Source organism: Allobosea sp. TAB14 (assembly GCF_052113865.1).
Classification (GTDB): domain Bacteria; phylum Pseudomonadota; class Alphaproteobacteria; order Rhizobiales; family Beijerinckiaceae; genus Allobosea; species Allobosea spartocytisi.
Map to the genome: position 1 here is coordinate 1 of NZ_JBFRDQ010000001.1, position 16,635 is coordinate 16,635.

Annotated in this window: 16 protein-coding genes, 2 pseudogenes and 1 riboswitch; of the genes and pseudogenes, 7 read left to right on the plus strand and 11 right to left on the minus strand. The window is 67.7% G+C overall.

All coding sequences use genetic code 11. From position 1 onward, the window contains the following. From AB4Y99_RS00005 to AB4Y99_RS00015, 3 genes and pseudogenes are all read right to left on the minus strand, one after another. Positions 1-236 (minus strand): annotated as a pseudogene (locus tag AB4Y99_RS00005) (magnesium transporter); the annotation flags it as partial. A gap of 244 nt (positions 237-480) precedes the next feature. After that, positions 481-1,341 (minus strand): SDR family oxidoreductase, encoded by an 861-nt coding sequence (locus AB4Y99_RS00010; protein ID WP_441521931.1) that lies wholly within the window; start codon positions 1,339-1,341, stop codon positions 481-483. After that, complete coding sequence (locus tag AB4Y99_RS00015; RefSeq protein ID WP_441521932.1) at positions 1,325-2,236, minus strand: SDR family NAD(P)-dependent oxidoreductase; 912 nt, start codon at positions 2,234-2,236, stop codon at positions 1,325-1,327. Before AB4Y99_RS00015 ends, AB4Y99_RS00010 begins: the two co-directional genes overlap by 17 nt. Positions 2,237-2,286: 50 nt before the next feature. Between AB4Y99_RS00015 and AB4Y99_RS00020 the strand changes: the two are divergent. Further along, a pseudogene (locus AB4Y99_RS00020) lies at positions 2,287-2,938 on the plus strand (class I SAM-dependent methyltransferase). Positions 2,939-2,955: 17 nt separating this feature from the next. Here the strand turns inward: AB4Y99_RS00020 and AB4Y99_RS00025 are convergent. Continuing rightward, on the minus strand, positions 2,956-4,731 hold the full coding sequence (locus AB4Y99_RS00025; RefSeq protein WP_441521933.1) for an acyl-CoA dehydrogenase: 1,776 nt from the start codon (positions 4,729-4,731) through the stop codon (positions 2,956-2,958). A 175-nt stretch (positions 4,732-4,906) separates the two neighbouring features. Here AB4Y99_RS00025 and AB4Y99_RS00030 point away from each other — a divergent pair, with 175 nt between their 5' ends. The 3 genes from AB4Y99_RS00030 to AB4Y99_RS00040 all read left to right on the plus strand — a co-directional run bounded on the left by AB4Y99_RS00030 (position 4,907) and on the right by AB4Y99_RS00040 (position 7,846). Beyond that, entirely contained in the window at positions 4,907-5,887 is a 981-nt protein-coding gene (locus AB4Y99_RS00030) for an L-threonylcarbamoyladenylate synthase (RefSeq protein WP_441521934.1), read from the plus strand. A gap of 239 nt (positions 5,888-6,126) precedes the next feature. Beyond that, complete coding sequence (locus tag AB4Y99_RS00035; protein WP_038361141.1) at positions 6,127-7,032, plus strand: LysR family transcriptional regulator; 906 nt, start codon at positions 6,127-6,129, stop codon at positions 7,030-7,032. Between the two features lie 39 nt (positions 7,033-7,071). After that, positions 7,072-7,152, plus strand: a riboswitch (ZMP/ZTP riboswitch). Positions 7,153-7,171: 19 nt separating this feature from the next. Then, the gene (locus AB4Y99_RS00040) at positions 7,172-7,846 is read left to right on the plus strand and encodes a DJ-1/PfpI family protein (RefSeq protein WP_112763321.1); all 675 of its coding nucleotides are present in this window, start codon (positions 7,172-7,174) and stop codon (positions 7,844-7,846) included. Positions 7,847-7,849: 3 nt separating this feature from the next. On the opposite strand, the gene acuI is transcribed toward AB4Y99_RS00040, so the two are convergent. Both acuI and AB4Y99_RS00050 read right to left on the minus strand, forming a co-directional pair. Next, complete coding sequence (acuI, locus tag AB4Y99_RS00045) at positions 7,850-8,836, minus strand: acrylyl-CoA reductase (NADPH) (protein WP_038361137.1); 987 nt, start codon at positions 8,834-8,836, stop codon at positions 7,850-7,852. A 97-nt stretch (positions 8,837-8,933) separates the two neighbouring features. Then, a complete protein-coding gene (locus tag AB4Y99_RS00050; RefSeq protein WP_441521935.1) occupies positions 8,934-10,178 on the minus strand; it encodes an MFS transporter in 1,245 nt (414 codons plus the stop codon). Positions 10,179-10,569: 391 nt separating this feature from the next. Here AB4Y99_RS00050 and AB4Y99_RS00055 point away from each other — a divergent pair, with 391 nt between their 5' ends. Then, positions 10,570-11,805: a cell wall hydrolase gene (locus AB4Y99_RS00055; RefSeq protein ID WP_038361135.1), complete on the plus strand. Its 1,236-nt coding sequence runs from the start codon at positions 10,570-10,572 to the stop codon at positions 11,803-11,805. Positions 11,806-11,982: 177 nt separating this feature from the next. Then, positions 11,983-12,576, plus strand: coding sequence for a hypothetical protein (locus tag AB4Y99_RS00060; RefSeq protein WP_051987715.1), 594 nt, complete (start codon positions 11,983-11,985; stop codon positions 12,574-12,576). Positions 12,577-12,869: 293 nt separating this feature from the next. Here AB4Y99_RS00060 and AB4Y99_RS00065 read toward each other — a convergent pair whose 3' ends face one another. From AB4Y99_RS00065 to AB4Y99_RS00080, 4 genes are all read right to left on the minus strand, one after another. Beyond that, on the minus strand, positions 12,870-13,136 hold the full coding sequence (locus AB4Y99_RS00065; RefSeq protein ID WP_113253370.1) for a hypothetical protein: 267 nt from the start codon (positions 13,134-13,136) through the stop codon (positions 12,870-12,872). A gap of 8 nt (positions 13,137-13,144) precedes the next feature. Next, positions 13,145-13,414: a translation initiation factor IF-1 gene (gene infA / locus AB4Y99_RS00070; protein ID WP_038361133.1), complete on the minus strand. Its 270-nt coding sequence runs from the start codon at positions 13,412-13,414 to the stop codon at positions 13,145-13,147. A gap of 91 nt (positions 13,415-13,505) precedes the next feature. Next, positions 13,506-14,753: a DEAD/DEAH box helicase gene (locus AB4Y99_RS00075; protein ID WP_441521936.1), complete on the minus strand. Its 1,248-nt coding sequence runs from the start codon at positions 14,751-14,753 to the stop codon at positions 13,506-13,508. 175 nt (positions 14,754-14,928) lie between these two features. Further along, on the minus strand, positions 14,929-15,138 hold the full coding sequence (locus AB4Y99_RS00080; RefSeq protein WP_038361128.1) for a cold-shock protein: 210 nt from the start codon (positions 15,136-15,138) through the stop codon (positions 14,929-14,931). A gap of 273 nt (positions 15,139-15,411) precedes the next feature. Here AB4Y99_RS00080 and AB4Y99_RS00085 point away from each other — a divergent pair, with 273 nt between their 5' ends. Then, the gene (locus tag AB4Y99_RS00085; protein WP_038361125.1) at positions 15,412-15,906 is read left to right on the plus strand and encodes a GFA family protein; all 495 of its coding nucleotides are present in this window, start codon (positions 15,412-15,414) and stop codon (positions 15,904-15,906) included. A 17-nt stretch (positions 15,907-15,923) separates the two neighbouring features. Here AB4Y99_RS00085 and AB4Y99_RS00090 read toward each other — a convergent pair whose 3' ends face one another. Beyond that, a complete protein-coding gene (locus AB4Y99_RS00090) occupies positions 15,924-16,625 on the minus strand; it encodes an HAD family hydrolase (protein ID WP_441521937.1) in 702 nt (233 codons plus the stop codon). Between the last annotated feature and the right edge of the window lie 10 nt (positions 16,626-16,635).

Consider the following 16,635-nt stretch of genomic DNA (forward strand, 5'->3'; position numbering starts at 1 on the left):
GTCATGTAATGCGCGCCGTTCTCGGTATAGATGATCTCGGAGGGCTCGAGATCGTGCATCTCCTCCCGTGTCGGGATCGAGATGCCGAGATGCTCCTCGACGCGCTTGTCCTCCTCGGGCGTCGGGTTGAGCAGGTCGATCCAGACCGTATCGGCTGAAAAGATTTCGGCCGGCCCGAGCGTCGCCGAGCGCAGCTTGTCGCGCGAGTCGGGGCAGATGCCGTGGATCATCAGCATGGGCGCGAATCTCGATGCACGGTCAGAGGGGAAACCGGCAGGAACTCCGATCCGAGGCGGATGTCAAACCGATGACGGTCGGCGGAGCCTTCGGGCCCGCGCCCGAAAACCGGAAACTTAAAAGAGTGTCATTCTCGGGCGAAGCGAAGCGCAGACCCGAGAATCTCTTTTCAGGAAAGGCTCAGGAGCCTCCTTGTCATGAGATGCTCGGGTCAAGTCCGAGCAGGACGGCGTGTGACCTTCCTCAGACGCCGCCCTTCACGCCCTGCGGTGGCTTGCTATCGGCCGGGACGAAGAAGTCCGGCATCAGCGGCACTGACGGGTCGACGCGGTAGGGCGTGAAGTCGGTCACCCCCTCGCCGGCCATGAAGCTGTCGTCGATCAGGAAGTTGCCGGAAAACTCGCGCGAGGGTTTCGAGAAGATCATATGCGCGGCGTCGGCCAGGATCTCCGGCGTGCGGCTGGCCTGCACCATCTTGTCGCCGCCGAGCAGGTTTTGGACTGCGGCGGTGGCGATCGTCGTGCGCGGCCAGAGCGCGTTGACGGCGATGCCCTGGCGGGCCAGCTCGCCGGCCAGRCCCAGCACRCACAGGCTCATGCCGTATTTCGCRATGGAATAGGCSAGATGCGGCGCRAACCASTGCGTCTTCATGTCGAGCGGCGGCGAGAGCATCAGGATATGCGGGTTCTCCGCCTTCTCCAGATGGGGAATGGCGTATTTCGAGACCATGAAGGTGCCGCGCGTGTTGATCTGATGCATCAGATCGAAGCGCTTCATGTCGGTCATCTGCGTGTTGGTGAGCTGGATCGCGCTGGCATTGTTCACGACGATGTCGATGCCGCCGAAGGTCTCGGCCGTCTTGGCGATCGCCTCGGCGACGCTTTGCTCGTCGCGGACATCGACCGTCAGCGGCAGGCATTTGYCGCCAGCCGCTTCGATCTCGGCGGCCGAGGTGTAGATCGTGCCCGGCAGCTTGGGATGCGGCTCGGCCGTCTTGGCGGCAATGGTGACATTGGCGCCGTCCCGCGCTGCCCTGAGCGCGATGGCGAGCCCGATGCCGCGCGAGCCGCCGGTGATGAAGAGCGTCTTACCCTTGAGCGACATCGCCGCCTCCCTCCTGGTTCGTGATGATGAAGCGGCCGGGCTGCGAGCCGTCCCGGTCCGTAAAGCCATAGGCGCGCGCCAGATCGGCAACGTGCAGCACCTGCCCGGCATGAAGCGCGGCATCGGGGTCGGCGGCCAGCGCCGCGACGGCGCGGCCGGCATAGAGCGGCGTCTCGGTGGTTTGCGCCGCCAGCCCCGCATCGCGAACGCGCTCGGTCAGGACATGGCCGGGCGAGAGGCCGAGCGCGGTGACGCCGAAGGGCTTCAGTTCCTGCGCCATCGCGAAGGTCAGGCGATTCATCGCGGCCTTGGCGAGATCGTAGAAGACATCGCCGAGATAGCCGGCGCCCGTGTCGAAGCTCACCGTGACGATGAGGCCCGAGCGCATCTGCACCATCGCCGGAGCGACCGCCCGCGCCAGCAGGAGCTGGGCATAGACGCCGCTCTCGAAGCTCTCGCCAAGCCTCGCGACCGGCCGGCGCCAGAACGGCGTGCCGTAGCCGGAGCCATCGGGATAGCGCTCGCCGTCATAGCCCTCGTTCCCGCCCCAGACCGCATCGACGACGCAGTCGAGCCGGCCGAAGCGGCGCAGGGCCCAGGACACGAGGCCGTCGACCTCGCGCTCATTGGTGTGGTCGCAGCGATAGGGATGGCCCTTGCCGCCAGCGGCCTCGACCTCGCGGGCCGCGTCCTCGAAAGTCTCGGGGCGCTGGTCGGTATGCGGCCCGGCCTCGCTGGAGCGGCCCGTGACGATGACAGTGGCCCCGGCCTCGCCGAGCGCCCTGGCGACGCCACGCCCGAGCCCGCGTGAGGCACCGGCGACGAGGCAGATGCGGYCGGACAGGAATGACTGCGTGACGCTCATGGCTGCCCCGGCCGAATCGGCGCTGGCCATAGCGGGTTCGTCGCTCTATAGCCCCGCTCCCCTCGCAACGGAGCAGAACCATGGACAGCGCGGAYGTCGCSGCCTGCTGGGAGGCCAATGCCGAAACCTGGACCCGGCACGCGCGCGCCGGCTACGACCTCTATCGCGACGCATTGAACACGCCGGCCTTCCTGGCGAACCTGCCCGATATTGCCGGCTTGGACGGCCGAGAGCGACGGCACCGCCCTGCCCTTCGCCGATGCGAGCTTCGACTTCGCCACGGCGTTYATGTCGATGATGGACATGCCCCGGCAGGACAAGGCGCTGGCGGAGGCCGCGCGCGTGCTGAGACCCGGAGGGTTCCTGCAGTTCTCGATCCTGCATCCGTGCTTTGCCCCGCCCTATCGCAAGGTGCTGCGGGACGAGGCCGGGACCATCCGCGGAATCGAGGTCGGTCGTTATTTCGACGGCGTCGACGGCGAGATCGAAACCTGGCGCTTCGGCGCCGCGCCGGCCGAGGTCAAGGCCAGCGTCGAACCGTTCCGCGTACCGCGCTTCCACCRCACGCTGAGCGAATGGGTCGCGATGATCGTCTCGGCCGGGCTGACGATCGAGCATATGGCCGAGCCGCGCGTCGATGCCGAGACGGCGCAGGCCCAGCCCTACCTCGCCGATACGCATATCGCACCGCTGTTCCTGCATATCCGCGTCCGCAAGAGCGCGGTTGCCTGAGCAGGGCGCGGCCGCCGTCACGCCGCGAAGACCGCGGCCGCGTCGGCGATGGCGCCGGCGCCCTCCGTCACGGTAAGTTCCAGCGCCGGGGCCTCCGTCGCGATGTATTCGGCATAGAACCGGGCGGTGGCGAGGTCGCCGGTGCCTTCGGCTTCCGAGCGGGTGGCGAGTGCCTTCTTGGCCAGCCCCGTCCCGCCCTGCGCTAGCGCGAAGAGCTTGAGATAAGGCGTGGCGCCGGCCAGCGCATCGGCCTGGCTCGTGCCGAGCGTCGCCAGCATCCATTCCGTCGCGCGCTCCAGCGCATCGACGGCGGCGCCGAGGCGGGCAGCGGCGTGGCCGAAGCCCGGATTGTTGGCGCGCTCGACCTCTCCGACGATGCCGCGCATCTCGGCGATCAGCGCCTTGACCGCCTCGCCGCCGGACAGCGGCAATTTACGGGTCACAAGGTCGATGGCCTGGATGCCGTTGGTSCCCTCATAGATCGCGGCAATGCGGGCATCGCGCAGATGCTGGGCGGCGCCGGTCTCCTCGACGAAGCCCATGCCGCCATGGACCTGCACGCCGGTCGAGGCGACATCGATGCCGATATCGGTGGCGTAGGCCTTGGCGATGGGGGTGAGGATGGCGGCGCGCTCGGCCGCGGCCTTGCGCTTGCCCTCGTCGGTCTCGCGATGCGAACGGTCGAGCGCTTCCGCAACCTGATAGGAGATGGCGCGCGCGCCTTGCGTCTTGGCGCGCATGTCCATCAGCATGCGCCGGACGTCCGGGTGGACGATGATCGGGCTCATCGGGGCGCCCTTCGGCGCATCGAGCGCCGTGCCCTGCTTGCGCTCATGGGCGAAGGCRAGCGCCTGCTGATAGGCGCGCTCGGCAATGGCGACGCCCTGCAGGGCGACGTTGAGGCGGGCGTTGTTCATCATCGTGAACATGCAGGCGAGACCGCGGTTTTCCTCGCCGATCAGCCAGCCTATCGCCCCGCCGTTGTCGCCGAAGGCCATGGAGCAGGTCGGCGAGGCATGGATGCCGAGCTTGTGCTCGATGCCGGAGCAGCGCAGGTCGTTATGCGCGCCGAGAGAGCCATCGGCATTGACGAGATATTTCGGCACGAGGAAGAGCGATATTCCACGCGTGCCGGGAGGGGCATCGGGCAGGCGCGCCAGCACGAGATGGACGATGTTCTCGGTCAGGTCGTGCTCGCCATAGGTGATGAAAATCTTCTGGCCGGTGATGCGATAGGTGCCGTCGGACTGGCGCTCGGCCTTGCTGCGCAGCGCGTTGAGATCGGAGCCCGCCTGCGGCTCGGTCAGGTTCATCGTGCCCATCCACTCGCCCGAGACGAGCTTGGCGAGATAGGTCTCCTTGAGATGGTCGGAGCCATGGGCGTAGAGCGCCTCGATCGCGCCGACGGTCAGCAGCGGGCCGAGCGCGAAGGCGAAGGCGGCCGAGTTCCACATCTCGATGCAGGCCGATTGCAGCAGCGTCGGCAGGCCCTGCCCGCCATAGGCTTCCGGCGCCGGCAGCGAATTCCAGCCGGCTTCGGCCCAGGCCTTGTAGGCCTCCTTCCAGCCCGGCGGCGTGGTGACGGCTCCGTCCTTCAGCTTCGAGCCGGTGAGATCGCCGACACGATTCAGCGGCGCGATCACGTCGGCGGCGAATTTGGCGGCCTCGTCGAGCACGGCTTCCGCGACGCCGCCTTCGAGCTCCGGCGCCAGCCCGTCCGCAATCAGCCGGTCGAGGCCGGCGACATGGCGCATGGTCGCCAGCATGTCCGAAACCGGGGCGCGATAAGTCATGATCGTCTCCCTTCGGCCGCGTTTCCGCCCGCTGGGGCAGCCGGGCCTGAATTTGCCGTTGCCGCGATGGTAGCGAGGAACTATCGCCTATGCCACGCGCAGACGAGCGCGACCTTCGTTCTGTGCCACGCCCGGTAATTAGTTTATATATAAACCATCTTCGGTCAATCGCCTCGTGGATCAATCTCGTTCCCTCTCCCGTACGACGAAGCGTCTTGCGGCCGATGCCGCCGGCATCGCCGAGGCGGCTGCGATCCTGCGCGCGGGCGGCCTCGTCGCGTTGCCGACGGAGACGGTCTACGGGCTGGCGGCCGACGCGACCGCGGGCACGGCCGTCGCCGGCATCTATGCGGCCAAGGAGCGGCCGAGCTTCAACCCGCTGATCTCGCATCTGCCCGATCTCGCCGGCGCGCGGCGGCAGGGCCTGTTCGACGCGAATGCGCTGGCGCTGGCGCAAGCCTTCTGGCCGGGGCCGCTGACGCTGGTGGTGCCGGCGTCGCCGGGCTGCACGGTCAGCGATCTGGCGCGGGCCGGGCTTGCCACCGTGGCGCTGCGCGTGCCGGCCCACCCCGTCGCACATGCCGTGCTCGAAGCCGCAGGGCGGCCGATCGCGGCGCCTTCGGCCAACCGTTCCGGCCGGATCAGCGCGACCAGCGCCGCCCATGTACTGGCCGATCTCGACGGGCGGATCGACGCCGTGCTCGATGCCGGCCCGACCGAGGTCGGAGTCGAATCGACCATCGTCGCCTGCCTTGACGGGGCGCCGCGCCTGCTCAGGCCTGGTGGAATTCCCCGCGCCGCGCTTGAAGGCGTGATCGGCCGCCCGCTGGTCCAGGCGGGCGAGGCCGGGCAGGCGCCGATCGCGCCGGGCATGCTCACCTCACATTACGCGCCGGCCGCACGGGTCCGGCTCGATGCCGATGCGCCGCGAGAGGGCGAGGCCTGGCTCGGCTTCGGCCCGGAGACGCACAGCCATCCGCATGCGGTCAATCTGAGCCCGACCGGCGATCTGCGCGAGGCGGCGAGCCACCTGTTCGGTTATCTGCGCCGGCTCGACGAGACCGGCCGGAAGACGATCGCCGTCGCCCGCATCCCCGAGCAAGGCCTGGGCGAGGCGATCAACGACAGGCTGCGGCGAGCGGCCGCGCCGCGCTGAGAACGCATCTGCAATTCACAGCCCTCATCCCGAGGAGCCGCGTCAGCGGCATCTCGAAGGATGTTCCAGTGGTTTCTGCGCCCGTGAAGCATCCTTCGAGACGCCGCTCCTACGGAACGGCTCCTCAGGATGAGGGCTCGACCGTTTCGCACGTCGCCATTCGTTCGGATTTGGACGGCATCACCTTGCATCCATGCAAGATTTCGGCTTGCGTGCCGGCGGGGAGGAAAAGATCGCCGATGTCTTCCAAGCTCGCCTGGGACGATTTCCGCCTGGTCAAGGCCATCACCGACCATGGCGGGCTGACGGGTGCGGCGGGAGCGCTCGCGGTCAACCATTCCACCGTGTTCCGCCGCCTCGGGCAAATCGAGGAGATGGTCGGCATGCCGCTCTTCGAGCGGCGCAAGACCGGCTATGTCGCCACCGTCGCCGGCGCGGAGATGGCGGCGCTGGCCGGGCGGATGGAAGAGGACGTGACGGCCTTTTCCCGGCGACTCGCCGGCCGCGACGTCGCGCCCTCCGGCGAGATCAGGATCACCACCACCGATACGCTGCATCTCAACCTGCTGCTGCCGATCTTCGCCGGTTTCCGGCGGGCGCATCCGGCGATCCGGCTCGATGTCGTCATCGGCAACCAGGCTCTCAACCTGTCCAAGCGCGACGCCGATGTCGCTATCCGCGCCAGCGACACGCCGGGCGAGACGCTGGTCGGCCGGCGCATCGCCACCCTCGCCTGGGCGATCTATGGCCGCAGCGAGGACGGCATCACGGCGCAGGAGAAGGCCGACCCGGCCCGGCTCTACCTGCGCGACTGGGTCGCTCTCGGGGACCAGCTTTCGCATGTGAAGGCGGCGCGCTTCGTGCGCGAGCATGTCGCGCCGGAGCGGATCGCGCTGAAGAGCTCGGCCGTGCTCGGCATCACCGAGGCCGTCGAGCAGGGGCTCGGCATCGGCCCCCTGCCCTGCTTCATCGCGGACCGGCGGCCGGGGCTCACGCGCCTGCTGCCGCCCAATCCCGATTTCGCGACGGGCCTGTGGGTGCTGACCCATCCGGACATCCGCCACGTCCCGCGCGTGCGCGCCTTCATGGATTACTGCAGCAATGAGCTCATGCGGCATCGGATGCTGATCGAGGGGGCGGAGTAAAGACTGCGTTGCCCGTTCGGCTGGTGCGCTCTACATTCGCAGCGTTCGCGCGACTGGCGCTACGAGATGGATCACCATCGGGAAACGCGAACGCATGAGCCGCGCGCCTGGGCCTCACCTTCCCGACGGAGCCGAGCCCATGCAGATTGTGATGCTTCTCTACCCGCGCCTGACGCAGCTCGACCTGACCGGGCCTTTCGAAGTCCTGTCCCGCTTCCGCGAGTGCAAGATCGACCTGGTCTGGAAGACGACGGAGCCGGTCCGGGACGCCAGCGGGCTGACGATCCTGCCAAGCTGCGATTTCCGGAACTGTCCGCAGGCCGATATCCTCTTCGTCCCCGGAGGGCCAGGCCAAAGCGCGCTGATGGAGGACGAGGACGTGCTCTCCTTCCTGCAGGAGCAGGCCGGCAGCGCGCGCTACATCACCTCCGTCTGTACCGGCTCGCTGGTGCTCGGCGCGGCGGGGCTTCTCAAGGGGTATCGCGCCACCTGCCACTGGCTCTCCCTGTCGCAGTTGAGCCTGCTCGGAGCCGAGCCCGTCGCCGAACGGGTCGTCCATGACCGCAACCGCATCACCGGCGCGGGCGTCACCTCGGGAATCGACTTCGCATTGTCCCTCGCCGCTCACCTCTTCGGCGAGGAGCGGGCGCGGAAAGTGCAGCTGCAGATGGAATACGACCCGCAGCCTCCGTTCAGCGGCGGCTCGCCCGCCTCAGCGCCAGCCGATCTGATCGCGGCCGTCCGTGCCGACACGGCCGCGTTCCAGGAAGCGCGCGAAGCCCTGGCGCGCCGCGCCGGAGCGAAGCTCGGCTGAACCTCAGCCGATCTCCACGACGACGCGCCCCTTGACCTTGCCCTCGACGATCGCCTTGCCGGTCTCGATGACGGCGTCGAGCGGGATCGTCGTCGTCATGACGGCGAGTTTTTCGCGGTCGAGATCGGTCGCGAGGCGCTGCCAGGCCTCGAGGCGACGAGGCTTCGGGCACATCACCGAATCGACGCCCAACAGCGCGACGCCGCGCAGGATGAAAGGCGCGACCGTCATCGGCAGATCCATGCCCTGCGCAAGGCCGCAGGCGGCAACCGCGCCGCCATATTTCGTCATGGCGAGCAGGTTCGCCAGCGTATGCGAGCCAACCGCATCGACGCCCGCCACCCAACGCTCCTTGCCGAGCGGGCGACCGGGCTGGGAGAGCTCGTTGCGGTCGATGATCTCGGCGGCACCGAGGCCCTTGAGATAATCGGCCTCCTCGGCGCGGCCGGTCGAGGCGATGACGTGCCAGCCGGCCTTGGCGAGCAGCGCGATCGCGACCGAACCGACGCCGCCCGCGGCGCCGGTGACGACGACGGGACCGTCCGCGGGTTTGAGCCCATGCTTCTCCAGCGCCAGCACGCAAAGCATCGCGGTGTAGCCGGCGGTGCCGATGGCCATGGCCTCGGCCGGGGTCAGCCCCGCCGGCAGCGGCACCAGCCAGTCGCCCTTCACACGGCTCTTCTGTGCGTAGGCGCCAAGATGCGTCTCGCCGGTGCCCCAGCCGTTCAGGACGACGAGATCACCGGGCTTGAAGCCGGGATGATCGGAGGCCTCGACGCGGCCCGCGAAATCGATCCCCGGGATCATCGGCCAGCGGCGCACCACCGGCGCCTTGCCGGTGATGGCGAGGCCATCCTTGTAGTTCACGGTCGAATGCGTGACGCGGACGGTGACGTCGCCCTCCATCAGATCGCTTTCGGCGAAATCCGTGAAGGCGAGATTGGGCGCGGTTTCCCCCTTGGTCGCCACCAGGGCCTTGAACGTCGTCATCCCCATCTCCCGAACACTGACATGCGAAAGCCGACAAGGTTGCAGCGGCGGTCCGCCATCGCAACCCCGTCGGCCGTGCGCGGGATCGTCTTCCGGATCAGGCGGGCTGCGCCTGCGGTCGCTCGACCGGCCGTTCGACGATCGGCAGGTTGATCAGCGCCGAGGCGACGCCGAGCGCGACCGAGAGCCACCAGACGAACTGGTAGTTGCCCATCGATTCATAAAGCACGCCGCCGAGCCAGACCCCGAGAAACCCGCCGACCTGATGCGAGAAGAAGGCGAAGCCGTAGAGCATCGCCATGTATTTCGTGCCGAACATCAGCATGACCAGCGAGGAGGTCGGCGGCACGGTCGAGAGCCAGAACAGCCCGATGACGACGCCGAAGGTCAGCGCCGTCAGCGGGCTTGGCGGGATCAGGATGAAGGCGGCGATCGCCACCGCCCGGCCCAGATAGATCCAGGCGAGGAGATGGCGCTTCGGCATCCGTGTCGAGAGCCAGCCGGAGGAGAGCGAGCCAACGGCATTGGCGAGGCCGATGACGGCGAGCGTCCAGCCGCCGACCCAGGCCGGCAGGCCGGTATCCCGGAGATAGGCGGGCATGTGGACGGTGATGAAGGCGAGCTGGAAGCCGCAGGTGAAGAAGCCGAGCACAAGCAGCACATAGCTGCGGTGCCTGAACGCCTCGGTCAGCGCCTGGACCACCGTCTGATTCGGCAGGTTGGCGGTGGTGCTGCCGGAGCCGCCGAGCTTGCGCGTCGCCAGGATGATCGAGATCGGCAGCACCGGCAGCAGGGTCACGGCGAAGACCATCAGCGCCTGCTGCCAGCCCAGCGTGTCGATGAGGATGTTGCCGATCGGCGGGAACAGGAACTGGCCGAAGGAGCCGGCGGCCGTGCCGGCGCCGAAGGCCATCGGCCGCCACTGCTCCGGCAGGAGCTTGCCGAAGGCGGCGAGGACAAGGTTGAAGGAGCAGGCCGACAGGCCGAAGCCGATCAGCACGCCCGCGCCGAGATGGAGCTGCAGCGGCGTCGTCGCATGGGCCATGACGACGAGGCCGGCGGCATAGAGCACCGCGCCGACGCAGAGCACGCGCACCGTGCCGTAGCGGTCGGCGATGGCGCCCGCGAAGGGAGCGCCGAGACCCCAGAGCAGGTTCTGGATTGCCAGGGCCAGGCCGAAGATGTCGCGGCCCCAATGGAACTGCAGCGTCATCGGGATCTGGAACAGGCCGGCGCTGGCGCGCGGCCCGAAGGTGATCAGCGCGATCAGGCAGCCGGCCGCGACGATGACCTCCGGAGCGTAGCTGCGTGCCGGTTTGGAGCTTGCCGGAGTGGAGCTCATGAATGTCCCCGAAGCCTCGAATGTGTGACTACACGATAGCGGCTCGCCCCGGGGGCAACCAGCGCGTTTTCGTGAAACGAGGCATCACGGACCGATATGGCCGGCGGCCGCGCCGAGATCGTTCTCGACCGAGACAGCCTGCCGGAGCCGTCACTGCGCAAAGCGTCAGCGACGAAGCTCCGCTCCCAATGACGATCGATCTCCGTCGATGGGACATCCGCCGTTAACCGAGGCTCAACCTTACCGAGGCGATAACGGATTCCAACGAAGACGCGGCTCCGGCCGGCGGTCTTTCGTTCCGTATCGTCGGGACGGGTGCGTCGTTTTGAGTCATTTGCGTCTTCACAGGCGGAAGCGAGGCGGGCGGGCGCCGGGGCTCAGATGGGCCGCGGTGACGGCTGCGCCCTGGGCCCTGTCGGTCGGATTGCTGGTCTCCTTCACCGCCTCGGCCGGACAGAATTTCGGGCCGACCGGCCTGCCTTCCAGCGCGATCCCACGCATCGATCCCGGCCCCGCCTCCGCATTGGCGGAAGGCCCCTCGATGCTGGTGGCGGAGAGCGCCTTCCGGCTGCCGGGACTTGCCCTGTCCTCGGCCATCGTGCAGGCCAGCCTCTCCTTCGAGGATCCGGAGCGGCGCATCGTCGTCGATCCGCGCCAGCCGCGCGAGGACATGAAGCGCACGGCAGCGAGCTTCCCGGAAGTCGACCGCACCGCCAAGGGCGACATGCTGCCGAGCCTGCGGCCCGGCCTGTCCCAGCACCCCTCCGTCGAGCTCGAGCGCGTCGTCTTCGGCGACACCCAGCCCAGGCTGATCTCGGGCGGCTTCTCGCTCGATGCRATGCGCGCAGCGGGAGAGGTCGAGGGTCCACCGAGCGGTTTCGAGCCCTACGCGATCGACGAAGGCCTGACCGACCCGGCCCTGTCCGATTCTTCGCCGGTCTCGCTGAAGCCCAAGATCACTTCAGCGCGCCAGGCCGAGCTCTATCTCGAAAGCATCGACGGCTCGTCGCCTGCGGTGCCCTCGCCCAGCCAGCGCAGCTCGTCGACGCCCCGCTCGGCGATCGCCATGGCGGAGCTGACGCCCCCCGCCCTGCCCGCGCATGGCGCGCAGCAGCCGGAGGCGCGGATCGCGCTCGCCTCCGCGCCGGCGACCCGAGACCTGCGCCTCGCGACGCCGGGCGAGCGGCAGAGCTATGCCGGGCTGATCGTGCCGGAGAACATGGCGCGCGAGCAGCGCTGCCTGGCCGAGGCGGTCTATTTCGAGGCCCGTTCGGAATCGCCGGAGGGTCAGGCCGCCGTCGCGCAGGTCGTGCTCAACCGGGTGAAGAGCGGGCTCTATCCGAACAGCGTCTGCGGCACCGTCTACCAGAACAGCAACCGCTACCTCTCCTGCCAGTTCACCTTCACCTGCGAAGGCAAGTCGCTGCGCATCACCGAGCCGGGGCCGTGGCGCGATGCGGTGCGGATCGCACGCGAGGTCTATGAGGGCACGACCTATCTCGCCGAGGTCGGCGCCTCGACGCATTACCATGCGCGCTATGTCAGCCCCTACTGGGCGAAGCGGCTGAAGAAGATGGACACCATCGGCCAGCACGTCTTCTACCAGCTCCGGCCCGGCCAGACCTGAGCGCTGGAAAGCAAGCGATTCCATCGACCTGAACAGCAGCGGAGGAAGGTCGCCAGCGTGCGCGACGTGGTTAATTTTACCTTGTTTTAGCGTTTACCTTGCGTTCATCACGCCAAATTGGCTTCCTGATCCCAACGAACGGCGCTCAGACGCCGGAACCGACAGGTCAGGTCCATCATGGCGCGCTCGCTCTCATCCCGGTTGCTCCTCGCCACCTCGGCGCTCACGACCGTTCTTCTCCTCGGTGCAGGCGCGGCGCAGGCCGGCGGTTGCCACGGCTCCGCCTGCTACAACCTCGTCAGCACGCCGCCGGTCTACGGCACCGTCGACGAAACCTATCAGGTCCAGCCGCCGCAGGTGCAGCGCCACGTCGTCCCGGCCGAATACGAGACCGTCACCGACACGGTGATGATCGCGCCGGCCCGCCAGATTCCGCGTCACCGCGCCGCGGTCTACGACACCGTCACCGAGAAGGTGCTGATCTCGCCCGCCACGCGCCGCTGGGAAGTGACCCGCGATGCCTGGGGCAGGACCGTCGGCTGCTGGGTCGACGTGCCCGCGCAATACGGCTACCAGAGCCGCCGCGTCGAGGTTTCTCCGGCGACCGTCGAATACGAGACGGTTCCCGCCGTCTACACGCAGCGTCAGCGCAGGGTGATGGTGCGTCCCACTCAGGTCGTGCGGGAGGAGATCCCCGCCGTCTACGAGACGCGGCAGCGCCAGGTCCTGGTCAGCCCCGGCTCGCAGTACTGGTCCCGCGCCCGTTACTGAGCGCGGTATCGCAGCATCTGCTTGTCCGAAAACCGGATTCCAGTTTTCGGGCCGATGCATCAGAGAGTTTCACGCAGACCCTTTATCCACGGAAACGACCACTTCAACCCCGGCCTCGGCCGGGGTTTTTTCTTGGGTGGATTACGCCCCCGATCCAACGTCATTCCGGACAAGCCGCGCCAGCGGCGCCGATCCGGAATCCATCACAAAGCACAATGCCCGATGATGGATTCCGGGTCTGCGCTTCGCTTGCCCGGAATGACGATGATGGGATGGTGCGGAGCCGCAGCCGCTCAGACGTAGCGGTCGCCGAGCAGGAAGACGCAGACGCCGACGACGAAGGCGAGGAAGCGGGCGGGCATGCCGACCAGCGTGCCAGGCGAGCGGCCCGCGGCATAGCCGAACACCAGTTCGACGAAGCCGAGGCCGAGCAGCACGATGGCGAAGGGCGGCAGGGCCCCGTCCCGCGCGACGAGGCCGGCCTTGACGGCATAGGCGACAATGGCGCCGAGAAGGGCGCCCAGCGCGACGAAGAGAAGCTCGTTTCGCGAAAGGCGCATCGCTTCGCTCAGCGGCGGCGGAAATTCTGGCGCGGCGGGCCGCCCGGCCCGGGACCAGCCGTCTTCTGGCGGAAGTTGATGCGGCCACGATCGAGATCGTAGGGCGACATCTCGACGATGACGCGGTCGCCCGCGATGGTGCGGATGCGGTTCTTCTTCATCTTGCCGGCCGCATAGGCCAGGATCACATGGTCGTTGTCGAGCTTGACCCGGTAGTTGCCGTCGGGAAGCACCTCGACCACGGTGCCATCGAATTCAAGCAGTTCTTCTTTCGCCATCTGTCGTCCTTCGTGAGCCCTGTGGCGCAAAGGCGGGCCATCGTCCCGTTAGGATAACGAATGAGCCCGCCCTGTTCTGGCCGATCGCGCGTCAGCGCGCGCGCCGCCGGGCGCCGTCGGTGCGTGGTTGCTGTGTTCTTTGCTGCAAGAACGCGACGCCGCCAAGCCCTTCTTTCGCGGAAGTCGCTTCTTTTCGTTGCTGCATCTGCTCAGGACGCTGCTGCCGCTCGCCCGCGCGGGGGCGATGCTCCTGCCGCTGCTCCGGACGATCCTGGCGCTCCTGCCGCGGCGCGCCGCCGGCATGGTTGCGGTGGCCGCCCTGGTCGGAGCGCTTGCCGTCCGCCCGCTTGGCCTGTCCCTGCGGCCTGCCCTGTCCTTGCGGGCGGGCCTGCTGCTGGCTGCGGCCGCCGCGATTCTGCGCCGGCTTCTTGGGCGTGCGACCATCCCAATACGGCACCTCGCCGATCGGCGTCGGCTTGACGCCGGTCAGCTTCTCGATGGCCGCGAAATCGCCGCGCTCTTCCGGCGTGCAGAAGGCGATGGCGACGCCGGAAGCGCCAGCGCGTGCCGTGCGGCCGATGCGGTGGACATAGCTCTCAGGCACGTTCGGCAGGTCGTAGTTCACGACGTGGCTGACGCCGTCGACATCGATACCGCGTGCGGCGATGTCGGTGGCGACGAGGATGCGCAAGCTACCGTTGCGGAAGGCGCCGAGGGCGCGCTCGCGCTGGCCCTGGCTCTTGTTGCCGTGGATCGCCGCCGCCTCGATACCCGACTGCTCGAGCTGGCGCACGACCTTGTCGGCGCCATGCTTGGTGCGGGTGAAGACGATGGCGCGCTCCATCTCCGGCACGGACAGCGTCTTCGCCAGCAGCGCAGGCTTGTCGCCGGGCTCGGTGAAGATGACGCGCTGGTCGATCTTCTCGGCGGTCGTCGCGACCGGCGTCACCGCGACCTCGACCGGGTCGGTGAGGTAGGCGGAGGCGATGTCGCGGATCGGCTTCGGCATGGTCGCCGAGAAGAGCAGCGTCTGGCGCTCCTTCGGGATCAGCGTCGCGATGCGGCGCAGCGCATGGATGAAGCCGAGGTCGAGCATCTGGTCGGCCTCGTCGAGGACGAGGAACTCGATCTCGCGCAGCGAGACGGCGCGCTGGTCGACGAGGTCGAGCAGACGGCCGGGGGTCTTTCCGGTGCCGGTCTGGGCGGCGCCGAGCAGGTCGCGGCCCTTCAGAATGTGGGGGATCGCCTGCGCCTGGATCGGCGTGGGCGTTTCATAGCTCTCGGCCGCGAGCGCCTTGAGAAGCGGCTCGGCGAGGCCGAGATCAGCGAATTTAGTCAAGAAAAAGCTTTCTGGACGCCGTGATGACGGGGGGCGCATGTGGTTTCGGCTGCGCCGTCGGCCCGTATCCGGCCTGGATATCAGAGAATCGGTCCCACCGGCGAACCGCTAGCCACAGCGCCGGCAGGTTTATTGTGGACCGGGCGGGCGAACGCCCACCCGGTCGATTCGGTTATTACTCGGCGACGAGGTTGCCGGCCGAGGTCTTGCCCGTCTTGCGATCGGCGACCATCTCGAAGGAGACGACCTGGCCTTCGCGCAGCTCGCGCAGGCCGGCACGCTCGACGGCGGAGATGTGGACGAAAACGTCCTGGCCGCCGTTCTCAGGGGTGATGAAGCCGTAGCCCTTGGTGGCGTTGAACCACTTCACGGTGCCCTTGTTCATAGTGTTAGTCCTTACGTTCAGATCCGCGTCTATCGGTATGACACGACGGACGCGCGGACGCCTCGCCATGGCCTTGTAGCGATGTGTGGTGGATCTGATTCGTAACCGCCACCGGACAAGCCGCCAAGCGGAGGAGTGGCCAGAACCCGGCCGCATCTCGTCTTACATCGGTGGCGATAGCACGAAATGCAAGCCAGGTCCAGCAAGGCGCCCGTGGGCATCGCGGAACACGCGGCGAAAGCCGGTGTTGGACAGGCAAAGGGAGGCTACGTCATGCCGATCACGCTGAAGGGCTCATGCCGCTGCGGGGCGGTTCACTTCTCGGTCGAGAGCCATGCGCCCGTCCCGTATCAACTCTGCTACTGCTCGATTTGCCGCAAGACGGCAGGCGGAGGCGGCTTCGCGATCAACCTGTCGGCCGAGGCCGCGACGCTGAAGGTCGAGGGCCAAGACAGCGTCGGCAGCTTCAGCGCCGAGATTCGCGACGACGACGGCACCTGCGAACGATCGCAAGCGCGGCGCCACTTCTGCAAGTCCTGCGGGACGGCGCTGTGGCTGTTCGATCCGCGCTGGCCGGATCTGCTGCATCCCTTCGCCTCGGCGATCGACAGCCATCTGCCACGCGCTCCCGAGAAGACCCATATCATGCTGCGCTTCAAGGCCGGCTGGATCGACCCGGATATCGCGGAGAACGACCTGAGCTTCGAAGGCTATCCGGAGGAATCGATCGAGGAGTGGCACCGCAGGCATGGCCTTTGGGTCGAGTGAAGGCCGATGGCGAACGGCTACCGCGCGAGCTGCGTGACGAGGCCCCGCAAAGGGCCGAGATGCGGTATCGCGCGATAACGCCCGTGCCCGACGGGCTCCTCGGCATGCTCCAGCACCCAGGTCAGCTCATGCGGAACATGCACCGCCCATGAGCCGGCCTCCAGCGCCGGCAGGATGTCCGACTTCAGCGAGTTGCCGACCATCATCGCCCGTCCTGCCCCGTCGCCATGGCGAGCGAAGATGCGTTCATAGGTGGCGGCTTTCTTGTCGCTGACGATCTCGACCGCGTGGAAGAAATCGCCGAGGCCGGACTGGGCAAGCTTGCGCTCCTGGTCGAAGAGATCGCCCTTGGTGATCAGCACCAGCCGGTAGTCGCCCGACAGCGCTTCGAGCGTTTCCCGGACATGCGGCAGCGTCTCGACCGGATGCGCCGCCATCTCGCGCCCGGCTGCGAGGATCTCACCGATCACGGCGGCCGAGACCTGCCCCCTGGTGATCTCGATCGCCGTCTCGACCATCGAGAGCACGAAGCCCTTGATGCCGAAGCCGTAGAAGCCAAGGTTGCGCTTCTCCGCCTCGAGCAGGCGGCCGGAAATCTCGGCCGCCTCGCCATGCTCGCCGAGCAAAGCGACGAAGCGCTCCTCCGTCATGCGGAAGAACTGCTCGTTCTGCCAGAGCGTGTCGTCGGCATCGAAGCCGATGGTGGTCAGATCGCCCATGCGATGCTCC

Excerpts from the sequence above, each read along its gene's own strand:
- AB4Y99_RS00035 (WP_038361141.1), top strand. The coding sequence starts at position 6,127 with ATGTCTTCCAAGCTCGCCTGGGACGATTTCCGCCTGGTCAAGGCCATC.
- AB4Y99_RS00040 (WP_112763321.1), top strand. The coding sequence starts at position 7,172 with ATGCAGATTGTGATGCTTCTCTACCCGCGCCTGACGCAGCTCGACCTG.
- acuI (WP_038361137.1), bottom strand. The coding sequence starts at position 8,836 with ATGACGACGTTCAAGGCCCTGGTGGCGACCAAGGGGGAAACCGCGCCC.
- AB4Y99_RS00050 (WP_441521935.1), bottom strand. The coding sequence starts at position 10,178 with ATGAGCTCCACTCCGGCAAGCTCCAAACCGGCACGCAGCTACGCTCCG.
- AB4Y99_RS00060 (WP_051987715.1), top strand. The coding sequence starts at position 11,983 with ATGGCGCGCTCGCTCTCATCCCGGTTGCTCCTCGCCACCTCGGCGCTC.
- AB4Y99_RS00065 (WP_113253370.1), bottom strand. The coding sequence starts at position 13,136 with ATGCGCCTTTCGCGAAACGAGCTTCTCTTCGTCGCGCTGGGCGCCCTT.
- infA (WP_038361133.1), bottom strand. The coding sequence starts at position 13,414 with ATGGCGAAAGAAGAACTGCTTGAATTCGATGGCACCGTGGTCGAGGTG.
- AB4Y99_RS00080 (WP_038361128.1), bottom strand. The coding sequence starts at position 15,138 with ATGAACAAGGGCACCGTGAAGTGGTTCAACGCCACCAAGGGCTACGGC.
- AB4Y99_RS00085 (WP_038361125.1), top strand. The coding sequence starts at position 15,412 with ATGCCGATCACGCTGAAGGGCTCATGCCGCTGCGGGGCGGTTCACTTC.
- AB4Y99_RS00090 (WP_441521937.1), bottom strand. The coding sequence starts at position 16,625 with ATGGGCGATCTGACCACCATCGGCTTCGATGCCGACGACACGCTCTGG.